Source organism: Pseudonocardia sp. TMWB2A (assembly GCF_017312135.1).
The window spans coordinates 2,829,929-2,845,579 of sequence record NZ_QKQY01000001.1; the positions used below are offsets into that span (position 1 = coordinate 2,829,929).

At 59.9% G+C, this 15,651-nt stretch carries 10 protein-coding genes and 1 tRNA gene; 6 read left to right on the forward strand and 5 right to left on the reverse strand.

Annotated elements, in window-relative coordinates:
- Positions 1 to 110 precede the first annotated feature (110 nt).
- The gene (locus DMP17_RS13190; RefSeq protein WP_337829535.1) at positions 111 to 1,304 is read right to left on the reverse strand and encodes a hypothetical protein; all 1,194 of its coding nucleotides are present in this window, start codon (positions 1,302 to 1,304) and stop codon (positions 111 to 113) included.
- A gap of 205 nt (positions 1,305 to 1,509) precedes the next feature.
- On the opposite strand from DMP17_RS13190, the gene DMP17_RS13195 reads away from it, so the two are divergent.
- The 6 genes from DMP17_RS13195 (at position 1,510) to DMP17_RS13220 (ending at position 11,655) form a co-directional block, all read left to right on the forward strand.
- A complete protein-coding gene (locus tag DMP17_RS13195) occupies positions 1,510 to 4,263 on the forward strand; it encodes a class I SAM-dependent DNA methyltransferase (RefSeq protein ID WP_337829536.1) in 2,754 nt (917 codons plus the stop codon).
- A gap of 139 nt (positions 4,264 to 4,402) precedes the next feature.
- Positions 4,403 to 4,657 carry a type II toxin-antitoxin system RelB/DinJ family antitoxin gene (locus tag DMP17_RS13200; RefSeq protein ID WP_337829537.1) on the forward strand — a complete coding sequence of 85 codons (255 nt, stop codon included), beginning with the start codon at positions 4,403 to 4,405 and terminating at the stop codon, positions 4,655 to 4,657.
- A 3-nt stretch (positions 4,658 to 4,660) separates the two neighbouring features.
- On the forward strand, positions 4,661 to 6,742 hold the full coding sequence (locus tag DMP17_RS13205; protein WP_337829538.1) for a DEAD/DEAH box helicase: 2,082 nt from the start codon (positions 4,661 to 4,663) through the stop codon (positions 6,740 to 6,742).
- Complete coding sequence (locus DMP17_RS13210; RefSeq protein WP_337829539.1) at positions 6,735 to 7,931, forward strand: GIY-YIG nuclease family protein; 1,197 nt, start codon at positions 6,735 to 6,737, stop codon at positions 7,929 to 7,931. Before DMP17_RS13205 ends, DMP17_RS13210 begins: the two co-directional genes overlap by 8 nt.
- A 105-nt stretch (positions 7,932 to 8,036) precedes the next feature.
- Positions 8,037 to 9,860, forward strand: coding sequence for an ATP-dependent nuclease (locus tag DMP17_RS13215; protein ID WP_337829540.1), 1,824 nt, complete (start codon positions 8,037 to 8,039; stop codon positions 9,858 to 9,860).
- A complete protein-coding gene (locus DMP17_RS13220; RefSeq protein ID WP_337829541.1) occupies positions 9,853 to 11,655 on the forward strand; it encodes an ATP-dependent helicase in 1,803 nt (600 codons plus the stop codon). Before DMP17_RS13215 ends, DMP17_RS13220 begins: the two co-directional genes overlap by 8 nt.
- Positions 11,656 to 11,680: 25 nt before the next feature.
- Here the strand turns inward: DMP17_RS13220 and DMP17_RS13225 are convergent, their stop codons facing one another.
- From DMP17_RS13225 to DMP17_RS13240, 4 genes are all read right to left on the reverse strand, one after another.
- Positions 11,681 to 13,276 (reverse strand): hypothetical protein, encoded by a 1,596-nt coding sequence (locus DMP17_RS13225; protein ID WP_337829542.1) that lies wholly within the window; start codon positions 13,274 to 13,276, stop codon positions 11,681 to 11,683.
- A 95-nt stretch (positions 13,277 to 13,371) separates the two neighbouring features.
- Positions 13,372 to 14,472 carry a helix-turn-helix domain-containing protein gene (locus DMP17_RS13230; RefSeq protein ID WP_337829543.1) on the reverse strand — a complete coding sequence of 367 codons (1,101 nt, stop codon included), beginning with the start codon at positions 14,470 to 14,472 and terminating at the stop codon, positions 13,372 to 13,374.
- Between the two features lie 26 nt (positions 14,473 to 14,498).
- Positions 14,499 to 15,098, reverse strand: a complete 600-nt coding sequence (locus DMP17_RS13235) for a hypothetical protein (protein ID WP_337829544.1) — start codon at positions 15,096 to 15,098, stop codon at positions 14,499 to 14,501.
- 439 nt (positions 15,099 to 15,537) lie between these two features.
- Positions 15,538 to 15,612, reverse strand: a tRNA-Gly gene (locus DMP17_RS13240).
- Between the last annotated feature and the right edge of the window lie 39 nt (positions 15,613 to 15,651).

The following is a 15,651-nucleotide window of genomic DNA, read 5'->3' on the forward strand; positions in this document are numbered from 1 at the left end:
GCTGCCGAGAGCCTCTCTCTCGACGCCTCAACCCGTCACGAAGCGAAGCGCCGCCCTCTTCCTCTGAAGGGGCAGCGCAACGCAGGTAAACCGGCACCTGTCCGCCGGAATCAGTGGACCCGATCGAGCAGTTTCTTGGCCTTGCCCTCCATGTCGAGGCGGGCATCCTGGTGGGACTTGTCGCGAGCCAGCGCGGTGATGCCCTGTACGAAATCAAAGATCGATTCGGGTGGGCGACCTTCTTCGGCAAGCACGGTTTCGATGATCTTGCCCGTCTCGGCCTTCGAAAATCCGCGCTTGCGCAGGAAGTCGCTGCGATCTTCATCGGTGCGGGCAACGATGCGCTCGCGGGCGGCCTTGATGCCGTTGACGAAGGGCAAGGGTGAGGAGTTGGCAAAGCCTTCGAGGGCCGGGGCTGCCTCATGGGCGAACCGGTTTGCGGCATACTTGCTGTGCCGGATGGTGATTTCCTCGAAATCCTCGACGCCCCAGAGGTTCCGGTTCTGGCAGACCGCGCGCAGGTAAAAACTCGCCATGCCCAGCGTCTTGGCGCCGACCTCGGAGTTCCAGCAGTAGAAACCCCGGAAGTAGAGGTCCGGCGATCCATCGGACAGTCGCCCGGCCTCGATCGGGTTGAGGTCATCGACCAGGAACAGGAACACGTCACGGTCCGAGGCATAGAGGGTGGTTGTATCGCGGGTGATGTCGACACGCGGATTGTAGATGCCGGTGGACCAGTCGAGCACACCAGGGACTTTCCATCGGGTATCGCCCGTACCGTTGCCGGCGATCTTCTGCACGGCCTCGACGAGTTCATGGTCGTAGATCCGGCCATAATCAGGCCCCGTCACCGCGCGCAGTTCCACTCGGCCGTTGTCGGTCTCCAGCGTCTTGATCTGCTCGGCCCGATGCGACGTCAGCCCGTATTGCAGGTTGATTGCCGCGAGTGGTGCCGGAAGTTGGCGCAGGTAGGCAGCGGGTGCCCCTACCTGGCTCGCCAGTTGGCCGAAGCTCCAGTGGGTCGGGGCGACGGGCGCGTCGGCGCCGGGGAGGATCAGCGACAGGCGTTCGGGATCGTTGCGGTTCGCCTCGACATGAATGAGGGCCGTTTCCACAACACGGGTCCGGCTGCGCTCGGAACGGCCGCGGACCGAGCGGGCCAGATCGCCCAGCGAGAGATGCCGTTCATCGTCGGGCCGCGAAAACCACTCCGACGATACGCGACCCACGCGCTCTCCGCGCGAGACATCGACCTTGTAGCCGCCGCTTGCGTCGCGGCGGGCATCGAGAACCTGCATGTTCATGGGAAAACCTCCATGACGGGCGCCGGAAGCCTCTCTCCCCGCATTTCTCCGTCACGGAAATCCTTGCCCCTCTCTCACTCTTAGACGGGGCGTTGCGGGGTGCCCCCGCAGAAGGGGTCGGCCGAGACCTTGGCTCGGACGCAGGGGAAGACATTCCCCATTTCGAAACTTGCGACATCACCAGCCCCCGGCGTAGTGTCACAAGATGAACGCAGTAGAGATTGAACAAGCCATTTCCGATTTGGCCGCGCAGCCTTTTGAACGCGCGGAATTTCCGTTCGCCTTCCTTGAAGCCTTCGGAAACAAGGCGACCACGATCAAGAAGCTGCGTCAGGGTGCCTCCAATGCGTCCGACGTTTCAGGCGGCGTGCTTCAGCGCAGCAATATCCATATCGCCACCTGCGATGCCGGGGCGGTCGACAACACCCTCAAGGCGCTGCGCGAGAGCCCGAAGACCGCGGCGGCCAAGGCCAAGTTCATTCTTGCGACCGATGGCGAGCAGTTCCAGGCCGAGGATCTCGCCAGCGGCGAGATCGTCTCTTGCGCCTACGTGGATTTTCCCGACCACTTCGGCGTGTTCCTTCCCCTTGCCGGCATTACCACCGTCAAGCAAATCCGTGAGAGCACGTTCGACATCCGGGCGACGAGCCGGCTCAACAAGCTCTATGTCGAGCTCTTGAAAGACAATCCGCAGTGGGCGAGCGCCGAGCGGCGGCCCGACATGAACCACTTCATGGCCCGGCTGATTTTCTGCTTTTTTGCCGAGGATACCGACATCTTTCACGGCGAGGGCCTGTTCACCAGGACGGTCGAGCAGATCAGCGCGCGGGATTCGTCCGACACGCATCATGTGATCAGCGAAATCTTCCGCGCGATGGATACCAAGCTGGCCGATCGCGCGAACGCCAACATCCCGCGCTATGCCAATGGCTTTCCCTATGTGAACGGCCAGCTGTTTTCCGGCAGCACCGAGACGCCCCAGTTCAGCCGGATTGCGCGGTCGTATCTGGTGCACATCGGCAACCTCAACTGGAAGAAGATCAACCCCGACATCTTCGGCAGCATGATCCAGGCGGTGGCCGACGACGAGGAGCGCGGCGCGCTCGGCATGCATTACACCAGCGTGCCGAACATCCTGAAGGTGCTGAACCCGCTGTTCCTCGGCGATCTGCGCGAGAAGCTGGCGGAGGCTGGCGACAATTCCCGCAAGCTGCTCAACCTGCGTCAGCGCATGGCCAAGATCAGGGTGTTCGACCCGGCCTGCGGATCGGGCAATTTCCTCGTCATCGCCTACAAGCAGATGCGGGAGATCGAAGCCGAGATCAACAAACTGCGGGGCGAGCCCGACCGGCGCAGCGACATCCCGCTGACCAACTTCCGGGGCATCGAACTGCGTGATTTCCCGGCCGAGATCGCCCGCCTCGCGCTGATCATTGCCGAATTTCAGTGCGATGTGAATTATCGCGGCCAGAAGGAGGCATTGGCTGAGTTCCTCCCCTTGGACAGCCAGAACTGGATCACATGCGGCAATGCGCTGGAATATGACTGGCTGAAGCTGTGTCCCCCAACCGGAACTAGCGTGAAGCTCCAGGCTGACGATCTATTCAAGACTGATCTTCAGCAGGCTGAAATCGACTTCGAAAACGAAGGTGGCGAGACCTACATCTGCGGGAACCCTCCCTATCTCGGATCAACGTGGCAATCGGCAGCTCAAAAATCCGAACTTGAGACAATTTTTGGCCACCGGACGAATAGCTGGAAATCTCTGGACTATGTCTCAGGATGGTTCATGAAAGCGGCTGATTACGGGACCAGTACCAATGCTGCGGCCGCGTTCGTTTCCACCAACAGCGTCTGCCAAGGGCAACAAGTCCCGATCCTTTGGCCTCTTATCTTCGCCACAGGTCACGAAATTACCTTCGCCCACACGAATTTCAAATGGGCTAACCTGGCAAGCTACAACGCCGGGGTGACGGTCGTAATCGTCGGCATCTCGAAACATGCTGGCAAAGTGCGCCGCATTTACTCGATTGCCGACGGCGATCAGGCAACCGCCCGTGAGGGCGAGAACATCAACCCTTACTTGATTTTTGGCCCGAATGTGATTGCCCAGAAGGCGAGCAAACCGCTCAATGGCGTCAAGGACATGACTTTCGGTAGCAAGCCAGTTGATGGCGGAAACTTGTTACTCTCCAAGGACGAGGTCAGATCTCTGAATCTCACTTCCCAGGAAGCAGCCAAGTTTGTCCGTCCAATTTTCGGCTCAGACGAGTTTATCAGCGGCAGACTGAAGTTTTGCCTTTGGATTGATGACGCTGACGCACGAGAGGCAGAACGTCATCAGACGATCGGACCAAGGCTGGCGGCCGTGAAGGAGATGCGGCTGCAAAGTACAAAGCAGGCCACGCGTATCGGAGCACAGTGGCCACACCGGTTCGATGAACGCCGCCAAACTGGGAATGAAACTGTAATCGCAGTGGCGGCAATCAGCTCAGAAAACCGCGAATACTTACCATGTGGCTTGCTGCCCCGAGGCTCCATCATCACCAACAAGTGCTTCGCACTCTTCGACGCGCCACTCTGGAATATGGCGCTTATCGCATCGCGCCTTCACTGGGTCTGGATCGGCACCGTTTGCGTGCGCATGCGTACCGATTTCTCCTATTCGAACACGCTTGGTTGGAACACCTTTCCCGTTCCCAAGCTGACAGAGCAAAACAAGGCCGATCTCACCCGCTGCGCCGAGGATATCCTGCTGGCGCGCGAGGCGCATTTCCCGGCGACCATCGCAGACCTCTATGATCCCGAAAAGATGCCGGAAAATCTCCGCCATGCCCACGAGCGCAACGACGAGGTGCTGGAGCGCATCTACATCGGCCGCCGCTTCAAGAACGACACCGAGCGCCTGGAAAAGTTGTTCGAACTCTACACCCGGATGACCAGCGCGAAGGCGGCGTGATGGGCAATAGAAGTTTCTGATATTGCCAGATCAGTATGTCAGAAACTGCCCGGCTTTCTGACATTGGTCTGCTTTTCGATTTCTTGACTTCGGCAGCTCACCGCCGCACAATCTCATTTGAGATACAGGGGTGCTTGGAATGGCCGGCAGCAGCATGATTCACGTCCGGGTCGACGATGACCTGAAGGCGCGGGCCACCGAGGCTCTGAATGCCATGGGACTGTCCGTTTCCGATGCTGTGCGACTGTTGCTGCATCGCATCGCGACCGACCAGGCATTCCCTCTGGAACTCAAAGTGCCCAATGCCGAAACCCGGGCCGCCCTTGCCGAAGCGGAAGAAATCATCCGCCGGAAACAGGCGGCCGCCGCTGCGACAGATGCGAAAGCCGAATAGCCCATGACCACCCCGCAACCCTCGACCGGCGACAAGATCATTCCCGCGGTTTCGTTCAGGACCGCCCACACCGGCGCTTCGGCGAAATCGGACGAGTTGGGCATGCGCCCCATGCAGGCGCGGGCCTATGAGAAGCGCGGTGAACAATACCTTCTGATTAAATCGCCGCCAGCCTCGGGCAAGAGCCGCGCACTGATGTTCGTGGCGCTCGATAAGCTGATGAACCAGGGCGTGCGGCAGGCGATTATCTGCGTGCCCGAACGCTCGATCGGCGCGAGCTTCGGCAGCGAGCCACTGAGCAAGTACGGCTTCTACGCCGACTGGGTGGTCGCCCCGCAATGGAACCTGTGCAACACGCCCGGCGCCGATGACCCAAAGGTCGCCAAGTCCAAGGTGAAGGCGGTCGGCGAATTCCTCGCCAGCGATGCCAAGGTGCTGGTCTGCACCCACGCAACCTTCCGCTTTGCCTTCGATGAACTGGGCGTCGAGGCGTTCGACAATCGCCTGGTCGCCATCGACGAGTTCCATCACGTTTCCGCCGATGCCGGCAACCGGCTCGGCGCCCAGCTCGCCCAGCTGATCGGACGTGACAAGGCCCACATCGTGGCGATGACCGGCAGCTATTTCCGGGGCGATGCGATTCCCGTGCTGGCGCCGGAGGACGAGACCAAGTTCGAGACCGTCACCTACACCTATTACGAGCAACTCAACGGGTACGAACACCTGAAGGTGCTCGACATCGGCTACAGCTTCTACACCGGCCCCTACACCGAGAAGATTTCGGCGCTGCTTGACCCGACGGTGAAGACCATCGTCCACATTCCCTCGGTCAATTCGAAGGAAAGCCTCAAGGACAAGCACCGCGAGGCCGAGGACATCATGAACCATCTCGGCGATTGGCAGGGCGTCGATCCCGAGACAGGTTTCCACCTGATCCGCACGGCGGCGGGCAATGTCATCAAGGTGGCCGATCTCGTCGATGACGATACCGCCAAGCGGGACCGGGTGGTTTCGGCGCTCAAATCGCCCAAGGGGCGCGACGACCGCGATTTCGTCGACGTGATCATCGCGCTAGGCATGGCGAAAGAAGGCTTCGACTGGATCTGGTGCGAACATGCGCTGACGGTGGGCTATCGCTCGAGCCTAACCGAGATCATCCAGATCATCGGCCGCGCCACCCGCGATGCGCCGGGCAAGGCCCGCGCCCGCTTCACCAACCTGATCGCGGAGCCGGCGGCGGACGACCCGCTCGTGGTCGATGCAATTAACGACTACCTGAAGGCGATCGCCGCGAGCCTGCTGATGGAACAGGTACTGGCACCGCGGTTCGATTTCACGCCCAAGGATGCCGGCCCCAAGCTAGGGTTCGATTATGGCGAGGACGGCTACAGGGAAGGCGAGCTCAACGTCGGGGTCAACGCCCAAGGGCAGATGCATTTTGAGATCAAGGGCCTGAAGCTGCCGACCAGCATCGAGGCCACGCGTATCTGCCGCGAAGACCTGAACGAGGTGATTGCCAGCTTTGTGCAGGACAAGGCGGTGCTGGAGCGCGGCATGTTCGATCCGGAGGTCGTGCCGGAGGAACTGACTCAGCTCAAGATGGGCAAGATCATCCGCGAAAAGTACCCTGAACTCAGCGAAGAGGATCAGGAAGCAGTGCGCCAGCATGCAGTCGCGGCGATGACGCTGACCCAGCAGGCGAAGGCCGCGATCAGCGGCGCGGGTGTCGACGGCGACCTCAAGGCCAACACCGCGTTCATCGACGGCGTGCGCAAGTTCGCGCTCAGCGTGACCGACCTCGACATCGACCTTATCGACCGGGTCAATCCCTTCAGCGCGACCTATGCCGTGCTGGCCAAGGCGATGGATGAGAAGACGCTCCTTCAGGTCCAGGCGGTGATCAACGCCAAGAAGGACAAGCTGACTTATGAGGACGCGCGTGCGCTGGCCGAGCGTGCGCTGGAATTCAAGCGTGAGCGGGGACGGCTCCCCTCGCTGACCTCGCAGGATGCCTGGGAGCGCAAAATGGCTGAAGGCGTCGCCTTCCTCCAGCGCCATGCGACGAAGGCAGCCGCCGATGGCTGATCTCAGCGACCTTGAACTGCTGGCAGAGCTAGGCGTCGAGACGGCTGTGCAGCCTGCGCGGTCGATGACCCCGCTGCAGGAGCGGGTCATTGCCGGATTTGAGGAAATTCAGCGGTTCGTGACCGAGCGCGGCCGCCTGCCGCAGCACGGCGAAGATCGTGATATTTTCGAGCGGCTCTATGCCGTGCGTCTGGATCGCCTGCGCGCTCAACCCGAGGCTCGCGAACTGCTGGCGGCGTTGGATACGGGCGGTATTCTCGACGGCACCGCTCTCGTCGCCACGGCACCGGTCAGCCTTGATGATACAGCTCTTCTCGCCGAACTGGGCATCGAACCCAGTGCGGGCGACGACATCTCCCAGCTTCGCCACGTCACCCCACGGGCTGAGAAGCGGGCGGCCGAGGAAATCGCCAACCGCGAACGGTGCGAGGACTTCGACACATTCAAGCCGCTGTTCGAGCGGGTCCAGGCCGATCTTGCGTCGGGCAACCGCCATGCCAAGGTGCTCGACCAGACCGAGGTGACTCTGGCGGAGATCCAGCCCGGCAATTTCTTCATCGTCGGCGGTCAGTTGGCCTATGTCGCTGCTTCGACCGACGAGTTCGTGACGCAATACGAGCGCAAAGATCGCCGCGTCCGGGTGATCTATGACAACGCGACCGAGGCCAGCGTCCTCTCCCGTTCTTTCCAGAAGGCACTCTACCGCGACGAAACCGCGCGCCGAATCACCGAGCAGAGCGCAGGACCGTTGTTCGGCAATACCGCCGAGCCGGATGATCTCGCCAGTGGAACCATCTACGTGCTGCGCAGCAAGTCAGCCCACCCCTATGTCGATGAGCATCGTGAGCTGATCCACAAGATCGGTGTGACCGGGCAGCCTGTCGCGAGCCGGATTGCCAATGCCAGGAACGACCCGACCTTCCTCCTCGCCGACGTCGAGGTTGTCGCCGAGTACCGGCTCTACAACATCAATCGGACCAAGCTAGAAAACCTGATCCATCGCGCGCTTGCGCCAGCCCGGCTCGACCTGTCAGCCGGCGATCGCTTCGGCAAGACCGTTCAGCCTCGCGAATGGTTTCTAGCGCCGCTCAGCGCGATCGATGAGCTGGTTGCCAGGATTAGCGATGGCAGCGTTACGAGATACCGATACGACCACACCCAAGCTCGCTTTGTGCGAGATGGTGAATGATAGCTGGCCATTCATTGGCGAAAGCGAAACTTCAAGTAGTTGATTCGTGGGTCTTGCTTCTCGGGTGAGGCACAGTGTCTGGTCGATGAGGATGGAATAAGAAGCATGTATCTTTCACGAATCAGGATTCAGAATTTCCGCAATTTTCAGGATCTCGATGTCGCTTTGGGTGGCAATATCGTCATTGTGGGGGAGAACCGGGTCGGGAAGAGCAATCTGCTTTTTGGTCTGCGCCTGATCTTCGATCCTTCGCTACCTGATAGCAGCCGGCAGCTCGGCCTTGCCGATTTCTGGGACGGTCTGGCCACGGTTGATGCCGAAACGACAATTACCATCTCCGTCGAGATCAAGGATTTCGAGGATGACCCAGACGTCCTTGCCGTGCTCACCGATTTTCGTCTCGACGACGATCCCAACACAGTCCGCCTGACCTATCAGCTACGCGCCCAACCCGGTCTGGAGCACGCCCCAGCGAGCGACGACGATTTCTCTTTCGCCTGCTTCGGTGGTGAAAGTGAGGCCAAGCGCTTCGGCCACGACTTGCGCCGCCGTATCACCATGGACCTTTTGCCCGCGCTGCGTGATGCCGAGGGTGATCTTGCTGCATGGCGCCGCTCACCGCTCAGGCCACTAGTCGAGGAAGCATTTGTCGCGATCGACGCGGCGGCGCTCAAGGAGATCGGCGACAAGATCGCAGAGGCCAGCCAGGCTGCAATCGAATTCGACGAAGTGAAGACCCTCGAGACCAAGATCGCCGAGCTATTTGTCGCGATGGCCGGACCTAAGCAGGATGTTCAGCCTTCACTTGGTTTTTCAGCAACTGATGCAACCCGTATCAACCGTCAGATTCGTCTGTTAATCGATGAAGGTCGGCGCGGTGTTGCCGATGCAAGTCTCGGGTCCGCCAATCTCATTTTTCTTACCCTGAAGCTGCTCGACCTCCAGCGACTGATTGAGAACAACAAGCGCGACCATTCGCTGCTTGCCATCGAGGAACCGGAATCGCACCTCCATCCGCACCTCCAGCGCTTGGTCTATAAGCATCTGTTCGAGACGATCGTTGATAGCGATGCCGACGACGACGCGGATGAAGACGGCGACGATGCCGAACCCTTAACAGTGATCCTCACCACGCACTCACCGCATATCGCTAGCGTCGCGCCGCTGGAATCGCTGCTCCTTCTGCGCAGTCAGGACGGGCAAGGTACTAAAGGCTATTCCACGGCATCGACCGATTTCAGCGAAGCCGAGACCGAGGATCTATCCCGTTATCTCGATGTCACCCGCGCCGAGATGGTGTTCGCCCGCGGCGTCCTACTGGTGGAGGGCGATGCCGAACGCTTCCTCATTCCGGCCTTCGCCGACGACATGGACATCTCGCTCGACGAGCATGGTGTGTCGGTCTGCTCGGTAGGGGGAACCAACTTTAAGCCCTATGTGAAGTTGCTCTGTGCCCTGGGCATTCCGTTCGCCGTGATCACCGACTGCGATTGGGTCGACAAGAAACCGCGTGCATACAACCGGGCGCTCAAACTCGTCGACGTCATCGATCGCATGCGAGGCGGTGCCGACACGAACGCGCTGATCAAGGGCATCAAAGACTTGGAGACGTGGGAGGAGTCTTTCGCGGAATGCAAGACGTTCGGCATTTTCGTGAACTCGGGCACACTTGAGACCGAGCTCTTCGAAGGTGACTATGCCGAGGAAATGATCGAGACGTTGCGCGAGAATAATCTCAGCCAGGAGCGCAAGGACTTGCTCGACGCTTGGGAAGCCGATCCCAAAAGCTATGATTCTGTCAAGATGCTCAAGATGATCGAGCAAATGGGCAAGGGACGCTATGCCCAGCGCCTCGCCACCCGCGTACCCGGCAAACTCGTCCCAGACTATATCGCCGACGCCATCAACCATGTGATCGGCCTTGTCTAACCGCGCGCTCTATCTGCGAGCGGCAGAAGATCTGCGGCAAAACGACAAACAGTGGCAGGCTTACGAGTCCGCCGGTCACTGCGTGCTGCTTGCCGGACCCGGCAGCGGCAAAACCAAGACCCTAACCGTCAAACTCGCGCGGATGCTGGGCGAGGATGTAGAGGATCCGCGTGGCATCGCCTGTATTACCTATAATAACGAATGCGCGCGCGAGCTGGAAACGCGGCTCGATGCGCTCGGGATCGCGCCGGGCCGCCGTATCTTCATCGGCACCGTACATAGCTTCTCGCTGACCCAGATTCTGCTGCCCTATGCGAAGGTGGCGGGGCTCGGCCTTCCCGATGATTTTGCGGTGGCGACCCGCCGGCAGACGCGTGCCGCGCTTGAGACCGCGCATGCCAAGGTCGTTAAGGGAGCGGAGAATCCACAGACCTGGGAGCTCCGACTTGGCGGGCACCGACGCCGCTTCCTCAATCGCAACGTCGAGGCGTGGAGAACGCTCGACCCACAATTGACCAATCTCGTCGAGGCTTATGAAGCTGAGCTGCGTAAGATGGGCGTGATCGACTTCGATGACATGCCGCTGCTCGCCCTTCGCGCGCTTGCCAAGCAAACCTGGCTCCGGAGAGCGCTGGCCGCTAAATATCCGATCCTTGCCGTCGATGAGTATCAGGATCTCGGGCGCGCTTTGCACGCCATGGTGATGGGGCTTTGCTTCAATGCAGGCATTCGCCTGTTCGCAGTTGGGGATGTCGATCAATCAATCTATGGCTTCACTGGTGCCAATCCCGAGCTGCTGCGCAAGCTATCTGAGCGAGACGATGTTGAAACCGTCCGGCTCGGTTTAAATTATCGTTGCGGTTCGCAGATCGTCGCCGCCTCGGAATATGCGCTGGGCGAAAAGCGTGGGTATCGCGCACCCGACGGCGCCCATGAAGGCACGATCTATTTCCACCCTTGCCCCGGCGGTTATGCTGGGCAGGCACGCTATCTCATCGAGCAGCTTATCCCGGAAATCCGCGCGCGCCGCCCGGATCTCAATCTCGGCGAGATAGCGGTGCTCTACCCGGCCGCCTTCATCGGAGACGAAGTCGCCTCGGCGGCGGCGGACAATGGCTATGCTGTCATACGTACCGACGGAAATGCGCTCTATCCTCGCGGGAGCCGCCTCATGCGTTGGCTGGAACAATGCGCGATGTGGTGCTGTGGGGGTTGGCGATCGGGTCAGCCGCGGATCAGTCGGGTCATTGCCGAGGGGGCGCGGTTCTTCCATGAGGTTCTCGGCGGCGAGGAAGACAGGCTCGAATTCCAGCGTTCGCTGATCGCCGCGCTTTGGGATCGCCGCGACGACACGATCGGTTTACACGACTGGCTCATCGCCATGCGCGACGTGATCATTCAGCCTTACATTGGGCAGGCGCGATCCTTGGCCGATGAGCTAGAAACCTTGAACACCTTCATAGGTAGGCTCAGCCCTACAGGCGACGTTGAAGATTTTCCGCTTGGCGAGTTCGCGGGCATAGGAACCGGGCTCGACCGCATCAATCTATCGACGCTGCACAGCGCCAAAGGGCGCGAGTTCGATGTCGTCATCCTGTTCGGGATGGAAGAAGGGCGGCTGCCGAGAAACAACGCCAACGAGGCGGATGTCCGCGAAGCGCGCCGGCTCTTCTATGTTGGCTTCACCCGCGCACGGCACGAAATTCACCTGATGTATTCTCAAGCAAACCCATCACGCTTCGTGACCGAGGTTAGCAGTCGGCTGGAGGAGGCGTGCGTCTCGTCGCCGCGGTAACGATGGGTTGTTCCGCAAAGCCTGTCTAGCGATCGGCATCCGCCGCCAACTTCCACGCGCCATCGTCAGTAATCTGCTCGGAGAGTCGCTGAATCACGCAGATCGCTTCTACCAGGCGCACGCCGTCGATCCGGCGAATATGCATTGTTGGACGTCGAATTGCGATCAGCTTTTGCATGTCATGATCGAATTCGGTCTTTTCGACGAACACATCGCCGAATACGTCATCCCAGTTTTTCGTGCTCTGAATGATGCCCGACAGTTCACCCAGTTCGGTAAAGTTGATTAACGGCGCAAACGCTTCGCCGCGCGCCATAGCCGCTTTGCGGATTTCCTTGGCCTTGCCGATCAGATTCGACGCGCGCAGCTTGAACCAGTCAGGACCGAAGCGCTCTTCGAGCTTGCGCTCGACATAGGCGCGCAGTTCCTGCTCGAACCGTCCGACCAGCGCATAGGCATCCTTGCTGGTGCCGCGCGACCGCACCGTCATCGACACTTCGCCAAGCGTCACCACCGCCACGGCGTTGGCCTCTGAGCGAAGTCCGGCAGTCAGCCCGCTCTCGATCATGATCTCAAGCGCCATGCCGGGCTCGGCGACGATCAACCCTTCATCGACCTCGGCCTCGCGATACATGCGCTTGCGCACGCGCCCGTCGCGCCAGAAATTCTCCGGCAGATCGACGCGAGTTCGCCATTCGCCGAACAGCGAATGATAGGCGTCAAATTGGAAATGGCTGCGCCGGTCGAACGCTTCGCTGACCCCGGCGAGCGCCGACATTTTGAGCTGAGTCGCCGCAAAATCTGCTTCGAACCGGCCGGTCAACCCGAGCATCGCGCTCATCTTGGCTTGATCCAGCGCAGCCGAGCCGATGAAGTTCTTAGCGATCGCACCCCGCATGTCATCGACAACCGTACCAAGCCCGCCACCCAGCAGCTTAGCTACATTGGGGGTGTCGATTCGGCTGAGCGCGCTCGCCCATTGTGAGGTCTTGGCGATGTCACCGAACGGCCCGGCAAGCGACGCCAGCAGCGATTTCTGGACGGTGCGCTGCTGTTCTTCGAACTGCTTGATCGCCGACCCAATGCCGCCGAGCGGGCGCATCGCTTCTTCGAGTGCTCGCTGCGCCTGGCTGATAGCGTTCGCCAGGGACGGATCAATCTTGAGTGGCTGCACGCCTTGGATGGCAGCAATCACCTTCGGGTCGATCGAGGGGATGATCGCGCCGATCGAGGCTAGCTTAGCATGGTCAATAGCCAGTGGCCGTATCGCATTGAGTTGCGCCGTCAGCGCGGTGGTTGGTTCGAGCATCTTCCGCATCGCTTCCATGCGCGCGGTCTCGGCGGCGCCAAAGGCCGTGCCAAGTCCGAGCGCCGCCTGTTTGACGATCTGCTGCGCAGGAGAGTTGGCGTAATCGCGGGCGAGCTTTGCCACCGGGGAATCGGAAAGCTCCCGTGCCATTCTGATTGATGGCGATTCGAAATAATCACGAGCAAGGCGCTTGGTCGTGAACTCATGCTCGCCGTTTGCGATCTTTTCGACAGCCGTCAGCGGTTCCCCGCGCACTCTTTCCGAAGCCTTGTCGCTGGGGCGCTCGCCGCTAGCACTGTCGTCGTTATCCATTGCCACCGCTCAAGCTTGCCTTTCGATCGCCCCCTGCGCTCCGCCTGTTCATCTGCAGAACCACTCTGTCAAACGTCGCAGGTCTGCGCCCAGAGTCAGACGTGGGATCGGAATGGTGTTACGTTCGCGTCGCTCACCGCGGCTTCGGGAAGCTCTAGGCCGGACACACGGCCAAACATTTCACGCTCGAGCCCGCTTTCACCGATCATTCGTCCGACAGAACCAGGATAGGCGGCCTCGAGGGCGGAAAGAGCGCTCGGCAAAAGTTCAGGAACTTCACCAGCGATAATGTCATCGTAGCGCTCCTGCCGCTTCTGGCCTGTCTTGCTGAGATGGATGTGCCCCGTGCGATACTGATCGGCAGAGATCATGCGGAGATCATAGGCGCGGCGCAGTATCGCTGCGGCTGACACCTTCCACCTTAATTTGAGTTTAAAGATCTCGGCCCAATCCAGAAAACGTGAACGGGGGAACTCGTGTACAAATGAAGACCGGGGAAGCAGGAAGGCGCTTGCAAACCGGTTGGCTTGGTCTTCCGTTTCCTTGTCCCCGGTCTGGACGCCCCGGTGCATGATCAGGTGTCCAGCCTCATGCGCAAGGTCGAAGCGAAGCCGACAAGCGGCTGGCTTCGCGTCACTACGAATGATCATGGGGCGGGCGGCATCTATTGACAGCGCGTCGACCCGTTCGGAAACACCGCCGAAGAAGCTAACTACCGCCCCTGCATTCTCAACCACTCGCATCATGCTGGAAACCGGTCCGGTGCCAAGCTGCCAATGTGCCCGGGCAGCATCCGCGACACCCTCGACTTCACTAAGCGTTGATACCGGGATGTCCGGGAAGGAGACATCGGGCAGATTGAGCTCGCGATCGAGTCTGCTCACAAAGCCGTCGAGCAGGGTGCCTCGAGCTAAAACCTGGCTTACAATGGTAAGAGGCGTCGTGCGCTGCTTCCTGAAGTGGCATTGCTCGGGCCGGATTCCGAGGTCCACGGGAAGCCCGAAGAAATGCCTTCCGACGCCCAGGGCGTCAGCCAACGCGTCGCGCATTTCCTCAGTTGGCGCCTTGATGCCCTGCTCGAGCTGATTCAGATACTGGCGTGTCGCGCTTACACGCATGCCGAGTTGCTCAAGCGTGAGCCCAAGCGCGACCCGGGCAAGCCTGAGTCGATCGCCATAAAAAGCGAATGAAACCATAAGTGCCTCTCGCCCCGCTGACAGCCTTAGCCGCTCGTCTTGGTCTCGTCTTCGCGGTCGCGCACACCGACGGCCGGTGCCTCTAGTTCGACACTCTCGCTGGCAGGACGGCCAATTGCACCACTGAAACGACGGCTGTCGAGCGGAACATCCCAATTAAGGATGGCCGTCTCGCCGCGAAGTCCGACGAACTTGACCGAAATCACACTACCATCAACGTCCGTTTCAATGGCCAATCGATAGGCAAGTTCGCGTCCCTCGTCGCAATCATCAAACGAGAAGCCCAATTGGCGAAGTTCGGGCAAGCTCTGTCGCATTGTACGATCAGTGGGCTCTTCCGCCTCACCACGGTAGATGCGGAGGGGAACTTCGCCGATCGTGAAGATAAGCTGGAGTGACCGGTCAACGACACCGAGCCAATCGTATGCGCCTTCGTCCACGGCACGCAAGATGCGTGCCCTCCCGAACTGAAACGCACGGCAACCCAGGGTCCACCCGTTGTCACCATTTTCTTCATCGAAGAGCTCGACTGCCGCTTGGCGACCATCGACAATCATTCGCGCTACGGCAACGATGCGGTCTTCAGTCAGATCGCCATGATATTCCCACGGATAAGTTTTCGACACCATTGCCCCCTGCAGACACTTCGAGCCGCATCATGGGCATTTTTTCATTTTTGTCAACCAAGTGTGGGCATGTAAACTAATTTCAACGTCGAACGCCGTGATCTTGTGAGATGTCCTGCCATCTAGGCCGCGCTGACGAGGGCGGCCTCATTGCGTAAGCGAAAAACCGCCTCACGTAAGCAGATTCCAGGTGGTGCGTAAGCAGTGGCGGTGCTTCGCATCTGGGCGCGCGCGACCCATAATGGTCCAGCGCAAGGCTGCAAAAGCCCCCTCAAAATCGCCATTCAGATGATACACTCCGCCGGCAGATACCCAAACACCGCCGTTTTTGCGGGTTTCGCCGCTTACGCGGTGCTTACTTTTGTGATTTTACAGAGCGCGTAAACAGAAAAAGCGACCCGTCAGGATCGCTTAGCTGTTTGATTTTTCCTGTAAAAACTGGAGCGGGCGAAGGGATTCGAACCCTCGACCCCAACCTTGGCAAGGTTGTGCTCTACCCCTGAGCTACGCCCGCTCTGGCGCCTGAACCGGTAGGAGCGCGGTGCGCTTCTCG